General features: G+C 71.2%; 16 protein-coding genes and 1 pseudogene. 8 read left to right on the top strand and 9 right to left on the bottom strand.

Annotation, left to right across the window (positions count from 1 at the left end):
* The first annotated feature begins 35 nt into the window (after window positions 1–35).
* Window positions 36–1,355, top strand: coding sequence for an MFS transporter (locus tag AB0M54_RS42985; protein WP_364478242.1), 1,320 nt, complete (start codon window positions 36–38; stop codon window positions 1,353–1,355).
* 136 nt (window positions 1,356–1,491) lie between these two features.
* Here AB0M54_RS42985 and AB0M54_RS42980 read toward each other — a convergent pair whose 3' ends face one another.
* Window positions 1,492–3,012 carry a sensor domain-containing diguanylate cyclase gene (locus tag AB0M54_RS42980; RefSeq protein WP_364331706.1) on the bottom strand — a complete coding sequence of 507 codons (1,521 nt, stop codon included), beginning with the start codon at window positions 3,010–3,012 and terminating at the stop codon, window positions 1,492–1,494.
* Between the two features lie 89 nt (window positions 3,013–3,101).
* On the opposite strand from AB0M54_RS42980, the gene AB0M54_RS42975 reads away from it, so the two are divergent.
* Complete coding sequence (locus AB0M54_RS42975; RefSeq protein ID WP_364331703.1) at window positions 3,102–4,466, top strand: UDP-glucose/GDP-mannose dehydrogenase family protein; 1,365 nt, start codon at window positions 3,102–3,104, stop codon at window positions 4,464–4,466.
* 164 nt (window positions 4,467–4,630) lie between these two features.
* Entirely contained in the window at window positions 4,631–7,126 is a 2,496-nt protein-coding gene (locus AB0M54_RS42970; RefSeq protein ID WP_364478239.1) for a LamG-like jellyroll fold domain-containing protein, read from the top strand.
* 4 nt (window positions 7,127–7,130) lie between these two features.
* Here AB0M54_RS42970 and AB0M54_RS42965 read toward each other — a convergent pair whose 3' ends face one another.
* Together AB0M54_RS42965 and AB0M54_RS42960 are read right to left on the bottom strand one after the other, a co-directional pair.
* Complete coding sequence (locus AB0M54_RS42965) at window positions 7,131–7,676, bottom strand: TetR/AcrR family transcriptional regulator (protein WP_364478236.1); 546 nt, start codon at window positions 7,674–7,676, stop codon at window positions 7,131–7,133.
* Window positions 7,677–7,695: 19 nt separating this feature from the next.
* Window positions 7,696–8,655 (bottom strand): aldo/keto reductase, encoded by a 960-nt coding sequence (locus tag AB0M54_RS42960; RefSeq protein WP_364478233.1) that lies wholly within the window; start codon window positions 8,653–8,655, stop codon window positions 7,696–7,698.
* Window positions 8,656–8,750: 95 nt separating this feature from the next.
* On the opposite strand from AB0M54_RS42960, the gene AB0M54_RS42955 reads away from it, so the two are divergent.
* Entirely contained in the window at window positions 8,751–9,623 is an 873-nt protein-coding gene (locus AB0M54_RS42955) for a methyltransferase domain-containing protein (RefSeq protein ID WP_364331691.1), read from the top strand.
* On the opposite strand, the gene AB0M54_RS42950 is transcribed toward AB0M54_RS42955, so the two are convergent.
* The 4 genes from AB0M54_RS42950 to AB0M54_RS42935 form a co-directional block, all read right to left on the bottom strand.
* A complete protein-coding gene (locus AB0M54_RS42950) occupies window positions 9,595–9,975 on the bottom strand; it encodes a DUF6461 domain-containing protein (RefSeq protein WP_364478230.1) in 381 nt (126 codons plus the stop codon). The genes AB0M54_RS42955 and AB0M54_RS42950 overlap by 29 nt on opposite strands.
* A gap of 15 nt (window positions 9,976–9,990) precedes the next feature.
* A complete protein-coding gene (locus tag AB0M54_RS42945; protein WP_364331685.1) occupies window positions 9,991–10,599 on the bottom strand; it encodes a DUF3455 domain-containing protein in 609 nt (202 codons plus the stop codon).
* A gap of 105 nt (window positions 10,600–10,704) precedes the next feature.
* On the bottom strand, window positions 10,705–11,484 hold the full coding sequence (locus AB0M54_RS42940; RefSeq protein ID WP_364331683.1) for a caspase family protein: 780 nt from the start codon (window positions 11,482–11,484) through the stop codon (window positions 10,705–10,707).
* A 48-nt stretch (window positions 11,485–11,532) separates the two neighbouring features.
* Window positions 11,533–12,333 (bottom strand): hypothetical protein, encoded by an 801-nt coding sequence (locus tag AB0M54_RS42935; RefSeq protein ID WP_364331679.1) that lies wholly within the window; start codon window positions 12,331–12,333, stop codon window positions 11,533–11,535.
* Between the two features lie 378 nt (window positions 12,334–12,711).
* On the opposite strand from AB0M54_RS42935, the gene AB0M54_RS42930 reads away from it, so the two are divergent.
* The 4 genes from AB0M54_RS42930 to AB0M54_RS42915 are packed head-to-tail and all read left to right on the top strand — an operon-like array spanning window position 12,712 to window position 17,254.
* Window positions 12,712–14,343, top strand: coding sequence for a translation initiation factor III (locus AB0M54_RS42930; RefSeq protein ID WP_364478227.1), 1,632 nt, complete (start codon window positions 12,712–12,714; stop codon window positions 14,341–14,343).
* Complete coding sequence (locus AB0M54_RS42925; protein WP_364478224.1) at window positions 14,344–15,813, top strand: NADH-ubiquinone oxidoreductase-F iron-sulfur binding region domain-containing protein; 1,470 nt, start codon at window positions 14,344–14,346, stop codon at window positions 15,811–15,813.
* Window positions 15,810–16,355: a redoxin family protein gene (locus AB0M54_RS42920; protein ID WP_364478221.1), complete on the top strand. Its 546-nt coding sequence runs from the start codon at window positions 15,810–15,812 to the stop codon at window positions 16,353–16,355. Before AB0M54_RS42925 ends, AB0M54_RS42920 begins: the two co-directional genes overlap by 4 nt.
* Before the next feature lie 2 nt (window positions 16,356–16,357).
* Window positions 16,358–17,254 carry a cytochrome c biogenesis CcdA family protein gene (locus AB0M54_RS42915; RefSeq protein ID WP_364478218.1) on the top strand — a complete coding sequence of 299 codons (897 nt, stop codon included), beginning with the start codon at window positions 16,358–16,360 and terminating at the stop codon, window positions 17,252–17,254.
* Window positions 17,255–17,260: 6 nt separating this feature from the next.
* Here the strand turns inward: AB0M54_RS42915 and AB0M54_RS42910 are convergent, their stop codons facing one another.
* Entirely contained in the window at window positions 17,261–17,593 is a 333-nt protein-coding gene (locus AB0M54_RS42910; RefSeq protein ID WP_364331664.1) for a hypothetical protein, read from the bottom strand.
* Between the two features lie 35 nt (window positions 17,594–17,628).
* Window positions 17,629–17,947: pseudogene (locus tag AB0M54_RS42905) on the bottom strand (DUF427 domain-containing protein).
* Between the last annotated feature and the right edge of the window lie 335 nt (window positions 17,948–18,282).

Raw genomic sequence — 18,282 nt, 5'->3', positions numbered from 1 at the left:
GTAAGCGTTACGGATCGGAGTGGTGGGGGCTGGCGGTGCTGGTGTTGCCGTGCCTGCTGGTTGCCATGGATGCGCATGTGCTCAATTTGGCGGTGCCTCGGATTGCGGCTGATCTGCGGCCCAGCAGCACGCAGCTGTTGTGGATCGTGGATGGTTACGTGTTCTTCGTGGCGGGTGCGTTGCTGGCCATGGGGGCGCTGGGGGATCGGATCGGGCGGCGGCGGCTGTTGCTGATCGGGGTGGCCGCGTTCGCCGTTGCGTCTACGGCGGCGGCCTTTGCGGGGTCGGCCACCGAGTTGATCGTGGCGCGGATGGTGATGGGGCTGGCGGGGGCTTCGCTGATGCCGTCGACGCTTGCCTTGATCCGGGGGATGTTCACTGATGCGCGGCGGCGGACCGTTGCGCTCGGGGTGTGGGCGGCCAGCTTCTCGATCGGTGGGCTGGTCGGGCCGCTGGCCGGTGGTGCGGTGCTGGAGCACCTCTGGTGGGGGGCGATCTTCCTGCTGGCGGTGCCGGTTGCGGGGCTGGTGCTCGCGCTCGGGCCGGTGCTGCTGCCGGAGTTTCGTGATCCGGCGGCCGGGCGTTTCGACCTGCTCGGGGCCGCGCAGAGCCTGGTTGCGCTGCTGGCGATCGTCTTCGCGATCAAGCGGGCGGCGGTGGGGGATTTCGCCGAGGCGGGTGTCGCGTTTCTGGTGGGGGTGGGGCTCGGGTTCTTCTTCGTACGCCGTCAGCGGCGTCTGGCGCGGCCGATGGTTGATCCGGCGCCGTTCCGGGATCGCGGGGTACGGGTTGCGTTGCTGAGCACGGCGTTGACGTTCTTCGCGCTCTACGGCACCGAGGTGGCCATCGCGCAATACCTGCAGTGGGGTGTGGGGCTGTCGCCTCTGCAGGCCGGGATGTGGACGGTCCCGTCGGTGCTCGCCTATCTCGCGGCGGCGGGGATCGGGCCGGCGGCGGTGCGGCGGTTCGCTCCGCTGCGGGTGATCATGGTGGCGTTGCTGGTTGTCGCCGCGGGATATGCGTTGATCGCTGCCGCGGGTGGGCTGTTCGGCGTCGTCGCGGGTGGCATTGTCGTGTCGATCGGGCTGGCGCCCGCCTACGCGCTGGGCACCGATGTGGTCGTCACCAGCGTTGACGCGAAGCACGCGGGTGTCGCCGGGGCGGTCACCGAGACCGGCGCCGAGCTGGGTGGGGCGCTGGGCATGGCTCTGCTCGGGTCCCTCGGGGTGGCGGTCTCGCGGTTGTCGTCCTACGGGCAGTCCTTCGAGGCGATCACCGCCGCCGCGTCGCTGACCATGATCGTCGCCGCGGCCGCCGTCCTGATCACGAGGCGGCGCGCCGCCAGGATGACATAAGGAAGAGCGCGCCAGGCTGACGAAAGGAAGAGCTGGGGAGGGGCCTGCCGGGCCGGTCCGAAGGAGGGGGCTGCCGGGCGCCCTGGTAAACGGAGTGACGGCTGGGCTGCGAGAAGGGTGGCGGGCTGGGGGAGGGTCAGCGGGCCAGACGGACGCCGCCGCCGTGGTGTTTGGCTCGGTACATGGCTGCGTCGGCGCCCCTCAACAGGTCGGCCATGCCGCCGGCGTAGTCGGGGAACAGGGCTATGCCGATGCTGGCGCCGACGTGGATCTGGGTGCCGTCGACGTCGTAGGGGTCGCACAGGCGATCGTGGATGCGTTCGGCCACCGCGAAAGCTCTCTCCTCGTCGGCGTTACGGGTCAGGAGCACGGCGAACTCGTCGCCGCCCAGGCGGGCCACCAGGTCGTCGTCGCGGAGGGCGCCCAGCAGGCGCTGCCCGACCTGGTGCAGCAGGGCGTCGCCGGCGTGGTGGCCGGCGGTGTCGTTGACCTGCTTGAAGCCGTTCAGGTCGAGGAGCAGCATGGCCATCCGGTTGCCGGCCGCCCCGGCCACCTCGATCGCCTTGCGGGCGCGCTCGAGCAGGTGGGAACGGTTCGGCAGGCCGGTCAGCGCGTCGTGGAAGGCCTGGTGGGTCAGCGTTTGCACGTGGGCCGCCTCGGCCTGGCGCATGCGGGCGCTGTCGACGATCAGGGCGCCCTCGACGGCCAGCTGGCGGGCCAGGGTCCGGTCGTGGCCGGTCCACTGGCGTCTGCGGCCGCTGTCGCCGCAGATCACCATGCCCACCGGCTGGTTGCCGGCCAGCAGCGGGATCGCCACGCACGAGCGCAGGTCCATTGCCTGGGCCAGGCCGCCCGTCCGGACCTTGCCCTCGACCACGTCGCTGATCAGGACCGGGCCGCCGGCCTCGGACACCCCGCGCCACACCGGCGACTTCAGCGCCTCCTTGCCCAGCACGCTCGACCGGATCCGGGTGGTCTGCTCCTCGTCCATCCCGACGCCGATCGCCTGCACGATGCGGCCTTCGGCGTCGATCAGGGTGAGCGCGGCGTGTTCGGTGCGGAACGCCGCCGCGACCGTCTCGGCGAGCACCCGGCCCGCGTCCTCCACGCTCGCGGTGAACGTGCCCTCCTCGAACAGCCGCCTCGTCGCCGCCGTCACGTGCGCCACCATCTGCCGGCGGCGCTCCGCGTCCAGCGCCTGCAGCGTGGTGGCGACATGCAGGGCCAGGGCGCTGATGACGTACGGGAAGAGCGCCCCGGGGTCACCGCCGGCGAGCACGAGGACGCCCACCGTCTGCCCGCCGGCTCGTAGGCGTACCCCCAGGCGATCTTTGTCCTGCAGGGGAGCGCCGCCGGCGGGGGCCCGGAAGACCCGGAAGGCCAGCGCGCCGTCCTCGCGGTCGTCGGCGGGGCCGGCGACCACGCCCAGCGTGCCCTCCTCGGGGTCGAGCGCGAACACCGTCATGTGATCCAGCCCGCACGCGCCGAGGTGGCCGTGCACCACGTCGACGAGCGGGCCGATCGACGGGGTGTCCCGGGTCATGAAGCTGACCAGGTCGGCGAGCATCGCGACCTGCGGTTCGAGGGCATGCTGCGGGGACGGCGCCGGGTTCTCGACCACGACGCCCGCCGGGAGCACTCCACTACCCACCGTCATGGCTGCTACATCGGCAATCTCGGCGTCAGCCTGAGTTGTCCGGCGTCGGCTACGGTGTCGGTTGCTGTGGTGGAAAGGGGACATCAGTCATGAAGGTGTGCGTCGTCGGCACGGGCTACGTGGGGCTCACGACCGGGGTCAGCCTGGCCTTTCTGGGCCACGACGTGACGTGCGTCGACCTGGACGAGCGCAAGGTGCAGATGTTGCGCGGTGGGCGGTCGCCGATCTACGAGCCACACATGGAAGCCCTGCTGGCCGAGGCGTCGGAGCGGATGACCTTCACGACCGACTACGCCGAGGGCGTGCCGGGCGCCGAGGTCGTCTTCATCGCCGTGCAGACGCCGTCGCTGCCGGACGGCAACCCGGACCTGCGCTATCTGACCGGGGCCGCCGAAACCGTCGGAAAGCACATCTCCGGCGAATTCACCGTGGTGGTCAACAAGTCGACGGTGCCGATCGGCAGCAGCAACTGGGTCGACTCGATCCTGCGTGAGGCGTTCGAGCGGTCGCACGGCCGGCGGGCCGACGGCGAGTTCACGGTGGCCTCGAACCCGGAGTTCCTGCGTGAGGGCGTGGCGATCTTCGACTCGCTCTACCCGGACCGGATCGTGGTCGGCTCGGACAGCCCGCGCGGGCTGGATGTGCTGCACCGCCTCTACCGGGCCGTGCTCAACCAGACCTTCACCCCGCCCACCTTCCTGCCTCGGCCGGGCGAGGTCGGCGCCGTGCCCATGGTCTCCACCGACCTGGCCTCGGCCGAGCTGATCAAGTACGCGGCGAACGCGTTCCTGGCCACCAAGATCAGCTTCATCAACGAGGTGGGCCGGCTGGCCGGCAAGGTCGGCGCCGACATCTCGCAGGTGGCGCGGGGTATCGGCCTGGACGCCCGGATCGGGCCGCGCTTCCTGGAGCCGGGTGTCGGCTGGGGCGGCTCGTGCTTCGGCAAGGACACCGCGGCCCTGATCACCACGGCCGAGGAATACCACCACGACATGCCGATCGTGCGCGCCGCCCGCGAGGTGAACTCGCAGCAGCGGTCGATGGTGGTCGACCAGCTGCTGAGCGAGCTGCGCATCCTCAAGGGACGCAAGATCGGCCTGCTCGGGCTGGCGTTCAAGCCGGACACCGACGACCTGCGCGATTCGCCCTCGGTGGACATCGCCCGCCGGCTGATCGCCCGCGGCGCCCGGGTGACGCTGCACGACCCGGTGGCCGGTGAGCGGTTCCGGGCCGAGCAGCCCGACCTGGCCGGTCAGCTCGCCGACACCATCGACGAGGTCTTCGACGACGCCGACGCCGTGGTCCTGGTGACCAAGTGGGACCAGTACCTCGAGCTGGACTGGGGCAAGTTCGCCGGGATCATGCGCAAGCCGGTCCTCCTGGATGGACGGCACTGCCTTGACGCCGCACGGCTGGAGCGGCTCGGGTATCGGTACCTGACAACAGCCGGATAAGCGGACAAAAACTCGTAATAAAGCATCGATCCTTGACGTTGCCTGCGCAACATTGTTGAAATGTGTTTGCTCATGGCCGTCCACGAGCGCTCCCGACAAGTTGTGAGTGAGCGCGGCCGGGTGCTGCCCGCGTACCGAACAACGCGAAGAAGGGACCCACCCCGATGCTGACAAGACGACGGCGCGCGCTTGCCGCGACCGCCGCCGCGACCCTGGCCGTGGCCGGCTTAGCCGCCCCGACCGGCCCGGCCGCCGCCGCCGCGGCCTGGCACAAGGGAACGCCGCCGATCTCGACACCGTGGACCGACGAGGTCGGCCCGGACAACGCGCTTCCGGAGTACCCACGCCCGCAGCTCACCCGGGACGCGTGGCAGAACCTCAACGGCGTCTGGCAGTTCGCGAAGGCCAACGCCGGCGAGGCGCCTCCGGTCGGTCGTGCGCTGAACGAGCGCGTGCTCGTCCCGTACCCCATCGAATCGGCTCTTTCCGGCATCCAGCGGCACGAGGACCGGATGTGGTACCGCCGGACCTTCACCGTCCCGACGGCTTGGGAAGGCAAGCGGCTGGTCCTGCACTTCGGCGCGGTCGACTACGACGCCAAGGTCTGGGTCAACGGCACGCAGGTCGCCACCCACCGCGGCGGCTACGACGGCTTCAGCGTGGACGTCACCAACGCGCTCAAGGGCAAGGGCCCGCAGGAGCTCATCGTCTGGGCCGAGGACCTCGTCGACGCGACCGGCCAGCCGATCGGCAAGCAGCGCCGGCAGTCCGACCGGGGCATCTTCTACCTGGGCAGCTCGGGCATCTGGCGGACGGTGTGGATGGAGCCGGTCGCGGCGTCCAGCATCGAGAGCCTGAAGACCACGCCGGACATCACCGCCGGGGCGCTCAAGCTCACCGCGCGTACGGTGAACGGCTCGGGGCTGACCGTCAAGGCCGTCGCCCGGAACGCCGCCGGTGGCATCGTCGGCCAGGTCACCGGGGCCGCCGACACGCAGCTCACGTTGCCCGTACGCAACCCGAAGCTGTGGTCGCCGGACAACCCGTACCTCTACACGCTCGAGGTGCAACTGCTCAGCGGCAGCACGCCGGTGGACACCGTCGGGTCGTACTTCGGCCTGCGCGAGGTCAGCAAGAAGGCCGGCGCCGACGGCAAGCTCAGGATCGCCCTGAACGGCAAGATCCTGTTCAACCTGGCCACCCTGGACCAGGGCTTCTGGCCGGACGGCCTGTACACCGCGCCCACCGACGCGGCGCTCAAGTTCGACCTCGAGGCGCACAAGACGCTCGGCTTCAACGCCGTCCGCAAGCACATCAAGGTCGAGCCCGACCGCTGGTTCTACTGGGCGGACAAGCTGGGCCTGATGGTCTGGCAGGACATGCCGTCGTCGAACACCGGCCCGATCCCGGCCGAGTGGCGCGGTCAGTTCGAGGCCGAGCTGCACGAGATGGTCGCCGAGCACGACAGCTGGACGTCCATCGTGGGCTGGATCCCGTTCAACGAGGGCTGGGGCGAGTGGAACCGCGAGGACACCGGCCGCATCGCCGAGTCGGTCAAGGCCCAGGACCCGACCCGGCTGGTCAACGCCCACAGTGGCGTGAACTGCTGCAACTCGAAGGGTGACTCGGGCAAGGGCGACGTGATCGACTTCCACGAGTACAACGACGGCGGCCCCGCGTCGCCGGCGCCGGACAGCGTGCGCGTCTCGATCGACGGCGAGCACGGCGGCTTCGGCCTCGAGGTGCCCAACCACATGTGGTTCGGTGAGGGCCACGGCTACGCCGACCTGTTCCCGGATTCGGCCGCGCTGACCCGCCGCTACGTGACCAACGAGCAGGACACCATCACGGCCGCCCAGCGCTGCGGCATCAGCGGCTCGATCTACACCCAGATCACCGACGTCGAGCACGAGGTCAACGGCTTCTACACGTACGACCGGCAGGTCGAGAAGATGGACTTCACGAAGGTGCGCAACGTCAACAAGCGCATCATCCGGGAGTCCGACGGCTCGGCCGGCAACACCCCGCAGCCGCCGCCCGGAACCCCGGGCCTCGACGGCGTGGCGTTCTACCCGCTCGACGGCAACGCCACCGACGCGGTCGGGGACCACGACGGCACGCTGGTCGGCAACCCCGCGTTCGTGGCCGCCCACAAGAACCAGGGCGTCGACGTCAACGGCAGCACGCAGTACGTCGACCTGGGCGCGCCGGTGCTGGACACCTCCACCGACTACTCCGCGTCGGCGTGGGTCAAGCTCGACAAGGCGGACGGCGCCTTCCAGACCGTCGTCAGTCAGGACGGGCCGTCCACCAGCGACTTCTTCCTGCAGTACTCGGGCGCGAACCAGCGCTGGGCGATGAGCTTCGCCGGTGTCCGGGCGCTCAGCCCGGCCAAGCCGGACGTCGGCCGCTGGTACCACCTGGTCGGTGTGCGTGACTCGGTCAAGGGCGAGCTCCGGCTCTACGTGGACGGCGAGCTCGCCGGCACGGCCAGCGCCTGCCTCTCGTCGAGCACCCCGACCGGCAACACGGTGATCGGCCGCGGCAAGTACGGCGGCAACCAGGTCGACTACCTGGACGGCGTGGCCGACCAGGTGCACCTGTACGACCGGGCGCTCTCGGCCACCGAGATCAAGTCCCTGTTCGACTCGGAGAAGTAGGCCGTCACCGGCCGGGACGGACCCCGTCGACGATCAGCGTGCAGACGCTGTCGAGGAGTTCGTCCCGGTCGGGGCGGTCCCACTCGCCCACGTGGGCCGGGTGGTGGAAGGACGCGGTCGCCTCGAAGATGGCCCGGGCCGATGCCGCGTCGCCGGTGATCCCGGCCAGCTGCGCGAGCAGGGCCTCGACATGCTCGCCGGCCGCCACGCTGTTCTCCAGCGCCAGGACGCGGTAGGTGGCGAACAGCTCCGGCTCGCCGATCGCCGCGTCCCGCTTGGCGTGGAACAGCGCGACCAGCCAGTCGCGCAGCCGCTGCTCCCGCGGGGCGGAGGATTGGGCGATCGCCTCCAGGCCGGCGTACATGCGCCCCACCCAGCGGCGGGTCACCGCCTCGCGGAGCGCCGCCTTGGACGGGAAGTGCCGGTAGACCGCCGCGTGGCTGACACCGAGGGCCCGGGCGACATCCACCACGGTCGCCTTGGCCGGGCCGAACCGCCGGAGGACGTCCTCGGTGGCGAGCAGGATCGTCTCGGCGTCCAGGGCGGCCATCAGCCGAAACACTAGCCGGTCAGCGTTCGCTGTCGAGCATCGCCATCTGCGGCGCGGCGTACCGGGTGCCGGCCACCGCGCCGGCCGGCACGGCCTCCTCGATCGCGGCCAGGTCGGCCTCGGTCAGCTCGAGATCGGCCGCGGTCAGCGCGTCGGCGATCCGCCGCGGGCGCCCGGCGCCGACCAGGGCGACGATCTCGGGACCCCGGGACAGCACCCAGGCGATGGCGAGCTGGGCGACGGTCACGTTCCGCCGGGCCGCGAGCGGGCGCAGGCGCTCGACCAGGGCCAGGTTGGTGGCCAGGTTGTCGCCGTGGAAGCGGGGCAGGTGCCCGACCTCGCCACCGCCGGCGTACGAGCCGGTGAGCAGGCCGTGCGACAGGACGCCGTACGCGGTCACGCCGATCCCGAGTTCGCGGCAGGTGGCCAGGACCGACCGCTCGGGGCCGCGGCTGAACAGCGAGTACTCGATCTGCACGTCGGCGATCGGATGCACGGCGTGGGCCCGGCGGATGGTCTCGGCGCCGACCTCGGACAGGCCGATGTGGCGCACCCACCCGGCCTGGACCATCTCGGCGATGGCACCGACGCTGTCCTCGATCGGCACGGCCGGATCGAGGCGGGCCGGGCGGTAGATGTCCACGTGGTCGGTGCCCAGGCGGTGCAGGGTGTACGCGAGCGCGCTCTTGGCGTACGCCGGGCTCATGTCCATCCCGACGAACGCGCCGCCCGGGTCTCGCAGCGCCCCGAACTTCCCGCTGATCACCACCCGCTCCCGGTCGCCGTCGCGCAGCGCCAGCCGGATCAGCGACTCGCTGAGGCCGTGGCCGTAGAAGTCGGCCGTGTCGAGCAGCGTGACCCCGGCGTCGATCGCCGCCCGGATGGTCGCCACGCCGTCGTCGCCGCCGTTCAGAAAGCCGCAACCCAGCCCGATCGAGGGTACGAGGGGGCCGCCGCGGCCAAGTCGTCTCATCTCCATCCGGCGACCGTAACTGGCCAGGTTACAGATTTCAAGTTCTGTAACCACTAACCTCAGGCGCGACGCATAGGCGCTCGTCAGTAGGATCGGGCGGTGTGGGGGACAGGTGGGCGGCATGGTTGATGGGGCGGCGCGACGGCGGTGATCCGGGCGTACGCCAGGACCACCACCCGACGCTGATGCGGTTCCGGGCCGGGGTGCTGGACCGGGCCGCCATCGCCGAGGGCGACGTCGTGCTCGATGTCGGCGCGGGCACCGGGCTGATCGCGTTCGGGGCGCTGGACCGGGTCGGCGAGACCGGCCGGGTGATCTTCAGCGACGTCTCGGCCGCGCTGCTCGACGAGTGCCGGCGCCAGGCCGGTGACGACCCGCGCTGTGCGTTCGTGCGGGCCTCGGCCGACGACCTGGCCGAGATCGGTGACGCCACGGTCGACGTGGTGACCACGCGTTCGGTGCTGATGTACCTGCCGGACAAGGCGGCCGGCTTCCGCGAGCTGGCCCGGGTGCTGCGGCCGGGCGGGCGGCTGGCGATCTTCGAGCCGATCAACAGCTTCGTGATGCGGCAGGAGGCCCGGCTGTTCGGGTTCGACCTGGCCCCGATCGCCGATCTGGCGTCGAAGTTCCTCACCGCGTACCGCGCCGACGAGATCATCGCCGACTTCGACGAGCGCGACCTGCTGCGCTGGGCGGTGGAGGCCGGGTTCGCCTCGATCGAGCTCGACTACCGGGCCGAGGTCGACCTGCCGGCGCCGCCGCTGCCGGGGGACTGGGACCGGATGCGGCGGACCGCGCCCAACCCGCTGGCGCCGACCTACGAAGAGGCGGTGGCCGAGACGCTGACCGTGGCCGAGGCGGCGCGATTCGAGGCGTACATCAGGGAATTGATCGATATCGGCGCGCCGCGCACGACCACCCTGGCTTCCGCCTACCTGAAGGCGGTCAAGCCGGAACCTCGAGGAGCCCGGTGATCCGCTCGGCCAGGAGCAGGGCCCGGGCGTCGCCGTCGCGCCAGCTGTCGTCGCCCTCGTCGTCGGGCGCGCGCAGGCCGAGCGCGGTCATCAGGTGGGCCAGGCGGCCCGGGTCGGCGCCCCACATCGTCTCGGGCCCCGGGTAGCCGGGGTCGAACGCGACGATCGTCTCGTCGCCCACGGCGTACGCGAAATGGCTGCTGCCCGGCGCGCGTGACACCACGATGGTCTCCAGCGCGCCGGTGACGGCCGCGCGGCCGACCGACCAGCCCGTCCCGTCCTTCACGTAGACGAGTTCGTAGCTCTCACCGAGCCGGTCGGCCAGGTCGCGCGCGTCCGAGAGTTCCTTCACACCGGGAAGGTTAGATCAGGCCTTCTTGAAGAAGCGGTAGTCCGCGGTGTACTTCACCGCCGCGGTCTGACCGGCCGTGCACGCGCCGGCCGGGGCCACGCCGCCCTTGGTGTTCAGCCGCTGGATGAAGGTCACGTCGGCGAAGAGCCCGGCCTGGTTACGGACCGCCGGGTCTTGCACCTTGGCCGTGACCAGCAGCTGCGGGATGCTGTTCGGGGTGGCCGACGGCGCCGTCTTCGCGCCCGGGGTGCCCTCGACCAGGCTGCCGTCCGAGTCGGACTGCCAGCTCGGTCCGCGGAAGTGGATGGCGCCGGCCGGCCGGACCGGCTTCACCGACAGGCCGGTGAGCACCGCGGCCGGCTCGAGCAGTGCCCAGGCCCCCGCCGTGCAGCCGTAGTTCTGCACCCCATGTGCCTTGAACACCGAGGTCAGCACGTTGCCGGCGGGCACCGCGATCGCCGCCGGGACAGAAGGCTTGCCGCCGAGGAAGCTGTCGGCCTGAACGGAGGGCGACTTGTCGGCCGCCGGCGTCTCACCGGCGAAGGAGACACCCGCGGTGACACCGGTGATGGCCAGCGCGGCGGCGCCGACGCCGGCAACGATCCGGAACGTACGCTTGTTCATCTAGTGATCCCCTGACGATGTGCGTGAGCGAGCGCCACCGACCCTAGAGAACCGAACCTTAGGGCGGGCATAAGTTCGGTCGATGCTTGCCTGAAGTGACACTCGTCAAAGGACCGGCCAGACCCGCTGGGCGCTGCTGCCCGAGAGGCTGGGCGTCTGCGGGTAGTCCTGGCTGGGCAGCGCCTCGCCGATGCGCGCGCTCCAATCCTTGTAGGTCGAGCCGTCGGGCAACTCGCGCAGCGCCTCGAGCGCGAAGAACGTGAACGCGCCGTTCGGCCGACCCTGGAAGTGCGCGTCGTAGCTGAACTCGATGTCGGCGCAGCCCGACATCAGCAGGGCGGCGTGCCGGGGCCGGCCGGCGGTCACCCGGGGCAGCTTGGCCGCCCGGGCCGCCTCGTCCTCGGTCAGGAACACCGCCGGCGGCAGGAACTTGACCTTGTCGGCGTCGCGGCGGGTCGACGGCGCGAACCGGGCCACCGAGCCGCTGTGGCAGGAGTCCGAGATCATCACGACGCGTACGCCACGGGCCCGGTCGCTGAGGATCTCGTACAGCTCGTCGTCGAGCAGCGGGCCCTTCTCGGCGATGTCCCACGGGCAGAGCGCCTCGTCACGCCCGTCGGGCTCGTCACCGTTGTCGTCCCGCACCCAGGTGCCGTGCCCGGAGTAGGTGATCACCACGTCGTCGCCGCCGGTGGCCTCGCCGACCAGCGTGCGCATGGCCGCGCGCATCGCCTCGCCGGTGGCCTCGGCGTCGAGCATCAGCCCGACCTCGAAGCCGCGCGCGGTGAGCTCGGCCGCCCAGTCGTTCGCGTCGTTCACGCAGCCGGCCAGGTCGCTGCCGGTGCCCGGATAGTCGTTGATCCCGATGCAGAGTCCCCGTCTCATCCGACCAGGATCCTGGACGGCGCATCGGAACGCCGTCCAGGATCCGACTCAGTAGCGGGCGTATCCCGGCATCTGCGGCCTCTTCGGGGTCGAACGGTTCCGCAGCCGTACGCGCAGCAGCAGCCCGACGCCGACGAGAACCAGCACCGCGCCGACGATCAGGCCCGGGCCGAGCAGGCTCGGCGTGCTGTCCTGACCGGCCGCCAGCCGGCTGTCGGAGTCGGGGGGAGGCGGGAGGGCGGCCGCCGGTTCGGACGGTTCTTCCGACGGCTCTCCCGAGGGCTCTTCCGAGGGCTTCTCGGAGGGTGGCGCGGCCGAGGATCCCTTGACGTCGCTGGAACCGCTGGCCTTCTCCAGCAGCGTGCCCCCGGCGCTGAAGGCCTCCGCGTCGAACGTGATCTTCCCGTCCGCCGCGCCTCCGGCCACCGAGACGAGATAACGACCGGTGACCGTACGGCCACGGCAGAGCGTGCCGGGATCGACCTGGTTGTCGGTGATCCGGGTCCGGCCACCCTCTTCGCGGGCCTGGGTGGGGAAGGCGTCGTCGCCCTCGACCCGGTTGACGCGGACCTTCTCGGGATCGGTCCCCTCCACGCCGACGACGAGCGAGAACCGGACCTTCTGGCAGCGGCCCCGGTTGTCGGTGGAGACCACCACCTCGACGATCTCCGGGTCCTCGCCGGCCTCGACCTCGGCCGGCACCTTCGTCAGCTTCAGCTCCACCCCCGGCACCTCGGCCCGAGCCGGGCCGGGGAGCAGGAGCGTGGTCAGTAAGGTCAGGGCGGTCGAGAGCAGCAGGGCAGCACCACGATGCCGCACGGCAATCATCTCCTCACGCAGGGGAGTCACGGTCCCCGCACACCAGGTAGTTCGCACGGCCCGGACGTTTGGTTCACCGGGTGGTCCGGCTCACCACCGGACGGGACCTTATTTTTCCCTTAGCTGACCGTTGCGTTTCCATGTCTCCGCAGCTCACAGCGTCTTCACGAGAGTGGGCTGGCACGGTCTGACGAGTTGGTCGCCAATCTTCTCGGAGAAGGTTCATCCGAACACGGCTTGCCTACGTACATGGGGAGGGCACGAACAGGCCGCAACGCAGGGTGCAAACGGGCAAAGGAGAACCGCGGCCGCCCCGGCCCCCAGAACTGAAGCGCGGGGCATCCCCCACGGATGCCGGCGTCCCGGATGCCCTTCGGACGCGACACCGCTGCGGAGAACGAGGAGTCAATGGCTCGGACGAGATACAACGAACGAACCGCCAGTCGGCCCGAGCCGGTGGCCGTCGGCGCCACCGGCGGACGGAAGCCACCGTCCAAGTGGTCGGTCGCTGTGCTCGTGGTATCGATCCTCACGGCCTTGTGGGCCGCGGCGATGCTGACCCCGTTCGGCAGGGTCGGGTACTACTACTTCTTCGCGTACTCCGAGTACTACATGGGCGTGCTGACCCTGGTGTCGCTGTCCATCACGATCATGGTCGGGCTGGTCTCCACCGACCGCCTGGTGCTCTCCATCCGGCAGCGCGTGCTGCTCCAGTCGGCCCACCGCACCACCGGCGTCATCGCGGTGACGTCCCTGGTCGCCCACGTGTGGACGAAGTTCATGGAAGAGCACATCACCGCGATCGACATGTTCATCCCGTTCCTGTCGCCCTACAACCGGGTGTACATCGGCCTCGGCACCCTGTCCGGCTGGGTCATGATCATGGTGATGTGGACCGGTCTGGCCCGGTCCAAGTTCATCGGCCGGGGCAAGCCGTGGATGTGGCGCTCGATCCACGCCGTCTCGTACCTGATGTGGCCGCTCGCCCTGATCCACGGCCTGGCCGCCGGCCGCCCGGCCGCCACCTGGGTCACGGTCAGCTACGTGGTCTGCGTGCTGGGCGTGCTGATCGGCCTGGCCGTGCGCCTCTCGGTCAGCCTGAACCGCAAGAAGGACTTCAGCTCCACCTCGACCGGCTCGATGCGCCCGGTCGGCGAGGCGGCGCGGGACGACGCCCCCCGGCGCAAGCGCCGCGAGGAGCGCGAGGAGCGCCCGGAGCCGGTCGGGCCGGCCACCTTCAAGCCGGCCAGCCCGCGCCCGCCGGTGATGATGCCGCCCGCCAGCTCCATGCCGGCCAGCTCCATGCCGGCCAGCTCCATGCCGGCCAGCTCCATGCCGGCCAGTGCCATGCCGGCCGGCGCGATGCCGATCAGCAGCAACCCGATCAGCCCGATGCCGTACGAGGACGACGGCTACGGCCGCCGTGGCCGCCGCCGCGCCGAGGAGCGCTACGACGAGCCGACCGGCGCCATGTCGCGCCGCGCGATGGAGGGCTACGACGAGCCCACCGGTCAGATGTCCCGCCGCGCGATCGAGGACGAGCGCTACCGCTACGACGAGGCGCCGCGCCCGCGTGGCGGCCGCTACGAGGACGTTCCCCGTCGTTACGACGACGACCGGTACGAGGACGTCCCGCGCGGCCGCCGCTACGAGGACGCCCGGTACGAGGAGGCCCCGGTCCCGCCCCGCGGGCGCCGCGGCGACTACCGCACCGGCGAGTACGAGGCCTACGACGACACCCCGCGGCGCTCCCGCCGGGACGACGTCGACCGGGCCGACTCCGGCCGGCACAGCCGCAGTGAGTTCGTCGACCTCGCCCCGCAGTCCGAGGGATGGCGTGGCCGGTCGGACGCGAACTACATGGAGCCCGACGAGACCCCAACGCTCGTCGACATGGCTTCGCGTCGTGCTCGCCGTCAGGCGCAGCAGGCGGAACCGATCCGGCCCAGGGGAGGCGGCCGGCGCGATCGGGTCAGTGGGGGAGACGAATCGCTAGACGACGCCGGGTACTGGCGTCAGCTCAGGGGAGAGGCTCGCTAGGTGAGTTCGTCGCAGGTCCCGCCGGTCACCAGCATCGGCACACCGCGTATCACCGCGGGCTTCGACGAGTACGGCCGGTTGGATCTCGCCACGCACCAGGAGGTGCACGGCGGGTTCGCTCAATTGTCATCGGGTGAGCTCATCGGGCTGGCCGACCGGATCGAACTCCGTGGCCGCGGGGGTGCGGGCTTCCCGTTCGCCCGAAAAGTACGTGCTGTCCTCGACTCCTGCCGCCGGCAGGACCTGCCGCCGGTGGTCGTCGTCAACGCCACCGAGGGCGAACCGCCGTCGTGGAAGGACAAGGTGATCCTCACCCGGGGACCGCACCTGATCCTCGACGGCGCCGCCCTGGCCGCGGCCGCCCTCGACGCCGAGGAGATCGTCATCGGCATCGCCGACGACGGTATCGGCATGACCTCGCTGGCCGCCGCGCTTGCCGAGCGCCGGATGCCGGTGCCGACCCGGATCGTCACGGTGCCCCACCGGTTCATCTCCGGTGAGGGCGGCGCGCTGGTCCGCGGCATCAACGGCGAGGCGCACATCCCGCCCGGGCGCAAGGTGCGCTCCAGCGACAACGGCGTGATGGGCCTGCCCACCCTGCTGTCCAACGCCGAGACGTACTCGCAGCTGGCGATCGCGGCCCGGCTCGGACCGTGGGAGTACAACGCGGTCGGCATCCCGGAGGAGCCCGGCACGGTCATGCTGACCGTCGGCGGCTCGGCCAGCGCGCCCGCGGTCATCGAGGCGCCCACCGGCACCCCGGTGATGGACATCCTCAACATGTGCGGGGCCGACATCGGCCCCGGCCTGCTGGTCGGTGGCTACCACGGCAAGTGGATCAGCGCCGAGGCGGCCGAGACGGTGACCGTCTCCCGCAAGGGCTTCGCGGCGGTCGGCGGCACGCTGGGCGCCGGGATGCTGATCCCGATCGGCTCGGCCACCTGCCCGCTGGGCGAGGCCGCGCAGGTCGTGCAGTACCTGGCCGGCGAGTCGGCCGGGCAGTGCGGTCCCTGCCGGATGGGCCTGCCCGACCTGGCCCGCGCGGTCACGCTGGTCGCCCTGGGCGGCAGCGCGCTCGAGCACGTGCGGGCGGCGGCCGGTGTGGTCAAGGGCCGGGGGGCGTGCAGCCACCCGGACGGCACGTCCCGGTTCGCGCTGTCGGCGCTGGAGGTCTTCGCCCGCGACGTCGAGGCGCACGCCAACGGCGAGGGCTGCGGCAAGCAGGTGCGCGGCGTTCTGCCGCTGCCGTACCAGGCCGAGCAGGGCGCCCGGAAGCTCGCGGTGGACTGGTCGCGCTGTGACGGGCACGGGCTGTGCTCGGCGGTCGCCCCGGAGATCATCCGGCTGGACGCGAACGGCTTCCCGGCGTTCCCGCAGACGCCGCTGCCGCCGTGGCTGGAGAACGGCGCGCGCAAGGCGGTCAACGTCTGCCCGGCGCTCGCGCTGCGGCTGGAGGGGGCTCCGACGTGATCCGCAAGCTGCTCGTCGCCGCCCTCGGTCTGGGACTGCTGGCCGGCTGTGGCACCGCGGCGGCGCCGGCCGCGCCCCCGCCGGCTGCTCCCGCTTCCGCGTCGTCTGCTCCCGGCGGGCCGCCCGCGCCGGCCAAGGTCGCGGCGTCGCTGGCCTTCGCCGGCAAGACGCTCGACGGGCAGGCTTTCGACGCGGCCACGCTGGCCGGCAAGCCCGCGCTGCTCTGGTTCTGGGCCCCGTGGTGCGCGACCTGCGCGGGTCAGGCCAGCTCGGTGCAGGAGGTGCAGCAGGAATACGCCGGGAAGCTCGGCGTCCTCGGCATCGCCGGCCTGGGCAGCAACGCCGAGATGCACGAGTTCGTCAGCGACCTGGAGATCCCCGACGTCCGCACGCTGGACGACCAGGCCGGCGCGGTGTGGCGCAAGTTCGGCATCACCCAGCAGAGCACGTACGTGCTGATCGACGCCCAGGGCAAGGTCGTCACCAGCAGCTATCTCGACGCCGTCGACCTGCCCGCCAAGGTGAAGACCCTGGTGGGCTGAGCATGCTGGCGCTGGCGATCACGGCCGGGATGCTGGGCGCGGTGAATCCCTGCGGGTTCGCCCTGCTGCCCGCGTACCTCTCGGTCCTGGTCGCCGGCGACCGCTCCGGCGGGCCGGTCGCGGCCGTCGGCCGTGCGCTGCGCTGCGCCCTCCTGCTGACCCTGGGGTACGTGCTGGTCTTCGGCGCGTTCGGCCTGGTGCTGACCCCGATCGAAGATCTGCTCCAGCCGCGGTTGCCCTGGCTGACCGTGGTGCTCGGCCTCGGGCTGGCGCTCGCCGGGGCCTGGTTGGTCACCGGGCGTGCCCTGCCCCGGCTGGGCGGCGGGTTGCGCGCGCCGCGGCTGACCGGCTCGGCGTGGTCCACGGTGGCCTTCGGCATGGCGTACGCCCTGACCTCCCTCGGGTGCGCCGCGGGCCCGTTCCTGGCCATTGTGGTGGCCGGCACTCGAACCGGTTCACCCCTCGACGGCCTGAGCCTGTTCCTGGCCTACGGCGCCGGCATGGGCCTGGTCATCTCGGTCGCCGCGGTGGCGGTGGCCCTGCTCCGCGACTCGGTGATCGGCCGGATGCGACGCGTGTCGGCGCTGGCGCCCCGGATCAGCGGCGTCGTCCTCATCGTCACCGGTTGTTACGTGGCGTGGTACGGCGTCTACGAGCTGCGGGTGGCCGCCGACCGCAAGGCCGCCGGCGCCGACCCGGTGGTGACCGCGGCGGGCCGGGTGCAGGAGGCGATCGCCGGGTTCGTCGGCGGCGCCGGCGCCCTGTGGCTGCTCGCCGCCCTGGCCGTGCTGGCCACCGCCGCGGTCCTGGCCGCCCGCCGCCCCCGCCCGGTGGTAGCTCAGGGCGCCATTGGGGCGTCGGATACCGCCACGCGCCACCACTCTTCGAAGCCGGCGTGATTCTCTTCAGGTACGCCCGATCTGCGCCCGTTGCGCGTACGCCAGAGCCTCTTTGGCCAGCTCGAGCCACGGGACGTCGGAATCGGGAGCGAGCACGAACCACTCCCGCATCGGCGCGCCCCCGAGGCCGGCGAAATAGTCGCCGTAGCCGCGCGTGACCAGTTCGTCAACCAGATCGCGGGGCAGTTTCACGGCCAGGCTGGGCCCGCTGAGCATGGCGATCACCCGGCCCTCGTAGCGCAGCGCGGGGGAGTGGAAACGGCGCCCGCCCGCGGGTGGCGTGGCACCCAGGCCGGCCATCGCGGCGATCAGCTCGTCGAACCGATCCTCCGGATTCATGCCGCGAATGTTATCGCGGGGGCGGCCCTCCGCGGTCAGGTGAACGGCGTGTGTGGACGCTCCAGCCGCCGACCGTCCAGTACGATGTCGACCCGCTCCTGGTAGAACGACAAAAGCCCGCGAATCCGCGGATTCTCGGCGATCGGCTCCGGATAGGACCAGGCCACATCGGGTACGGCCGGATGCGACCAGTAGCGCGCCCCCCTTGTACGGGCACCGGGTCACCGTCTCGCTGGCCACGAGCAGGTCGGCCCGCACGTCGGCGAACGGCAGGTAGTAGCGCGTCGGCAGGTGGGTCTCGAAGAGCAGATACGGACGTGCGCTGTCCGCCACCTTGTCACCGCCGACGAACACCTCGACCCGCCGCGACGACGGCAGCACATCGACCCGGTGGTACGGGCTCCGCGCGTGAACGAAGACCTGCTCGTCCTCCTCCCACCACTCCAGGGTGTCCCACGAAAAGGTGACATGACCCGTCAGCTCGGGAAAGGCATCGCCGTCCACGTCGCCCGCTGCCGTTCGACAGTCGTCGGTTCTTGGAGGGCGACCATTTACTCAGAATGAAGCGCGGCCGGCTCGTCATGGACGCGCCAGCGGCCAGAGCCGGTCGTGCGGCCTCGGCGGGAGCGACGGTCTGTGCCACCCACTCAGGCGCGACATCAATTTCTTGATCTTGATGTGGGGCTGGA

It is taken from the genome of Actinoplanes sp. NPDC051470, assembly GCF_040682035.1.
In the GTDB taxonomy this organism is placed as follows: domain Bacteria; phylum Actinomycetota; class Actinomycetes; order Mycobacteriales; family Micromonosporaceae; genus Actinoplanes.
Note: the sequence above shows the minus strand (reverse complement) of the source record. Positions and strands in the feature narration are given on the sequence as shown.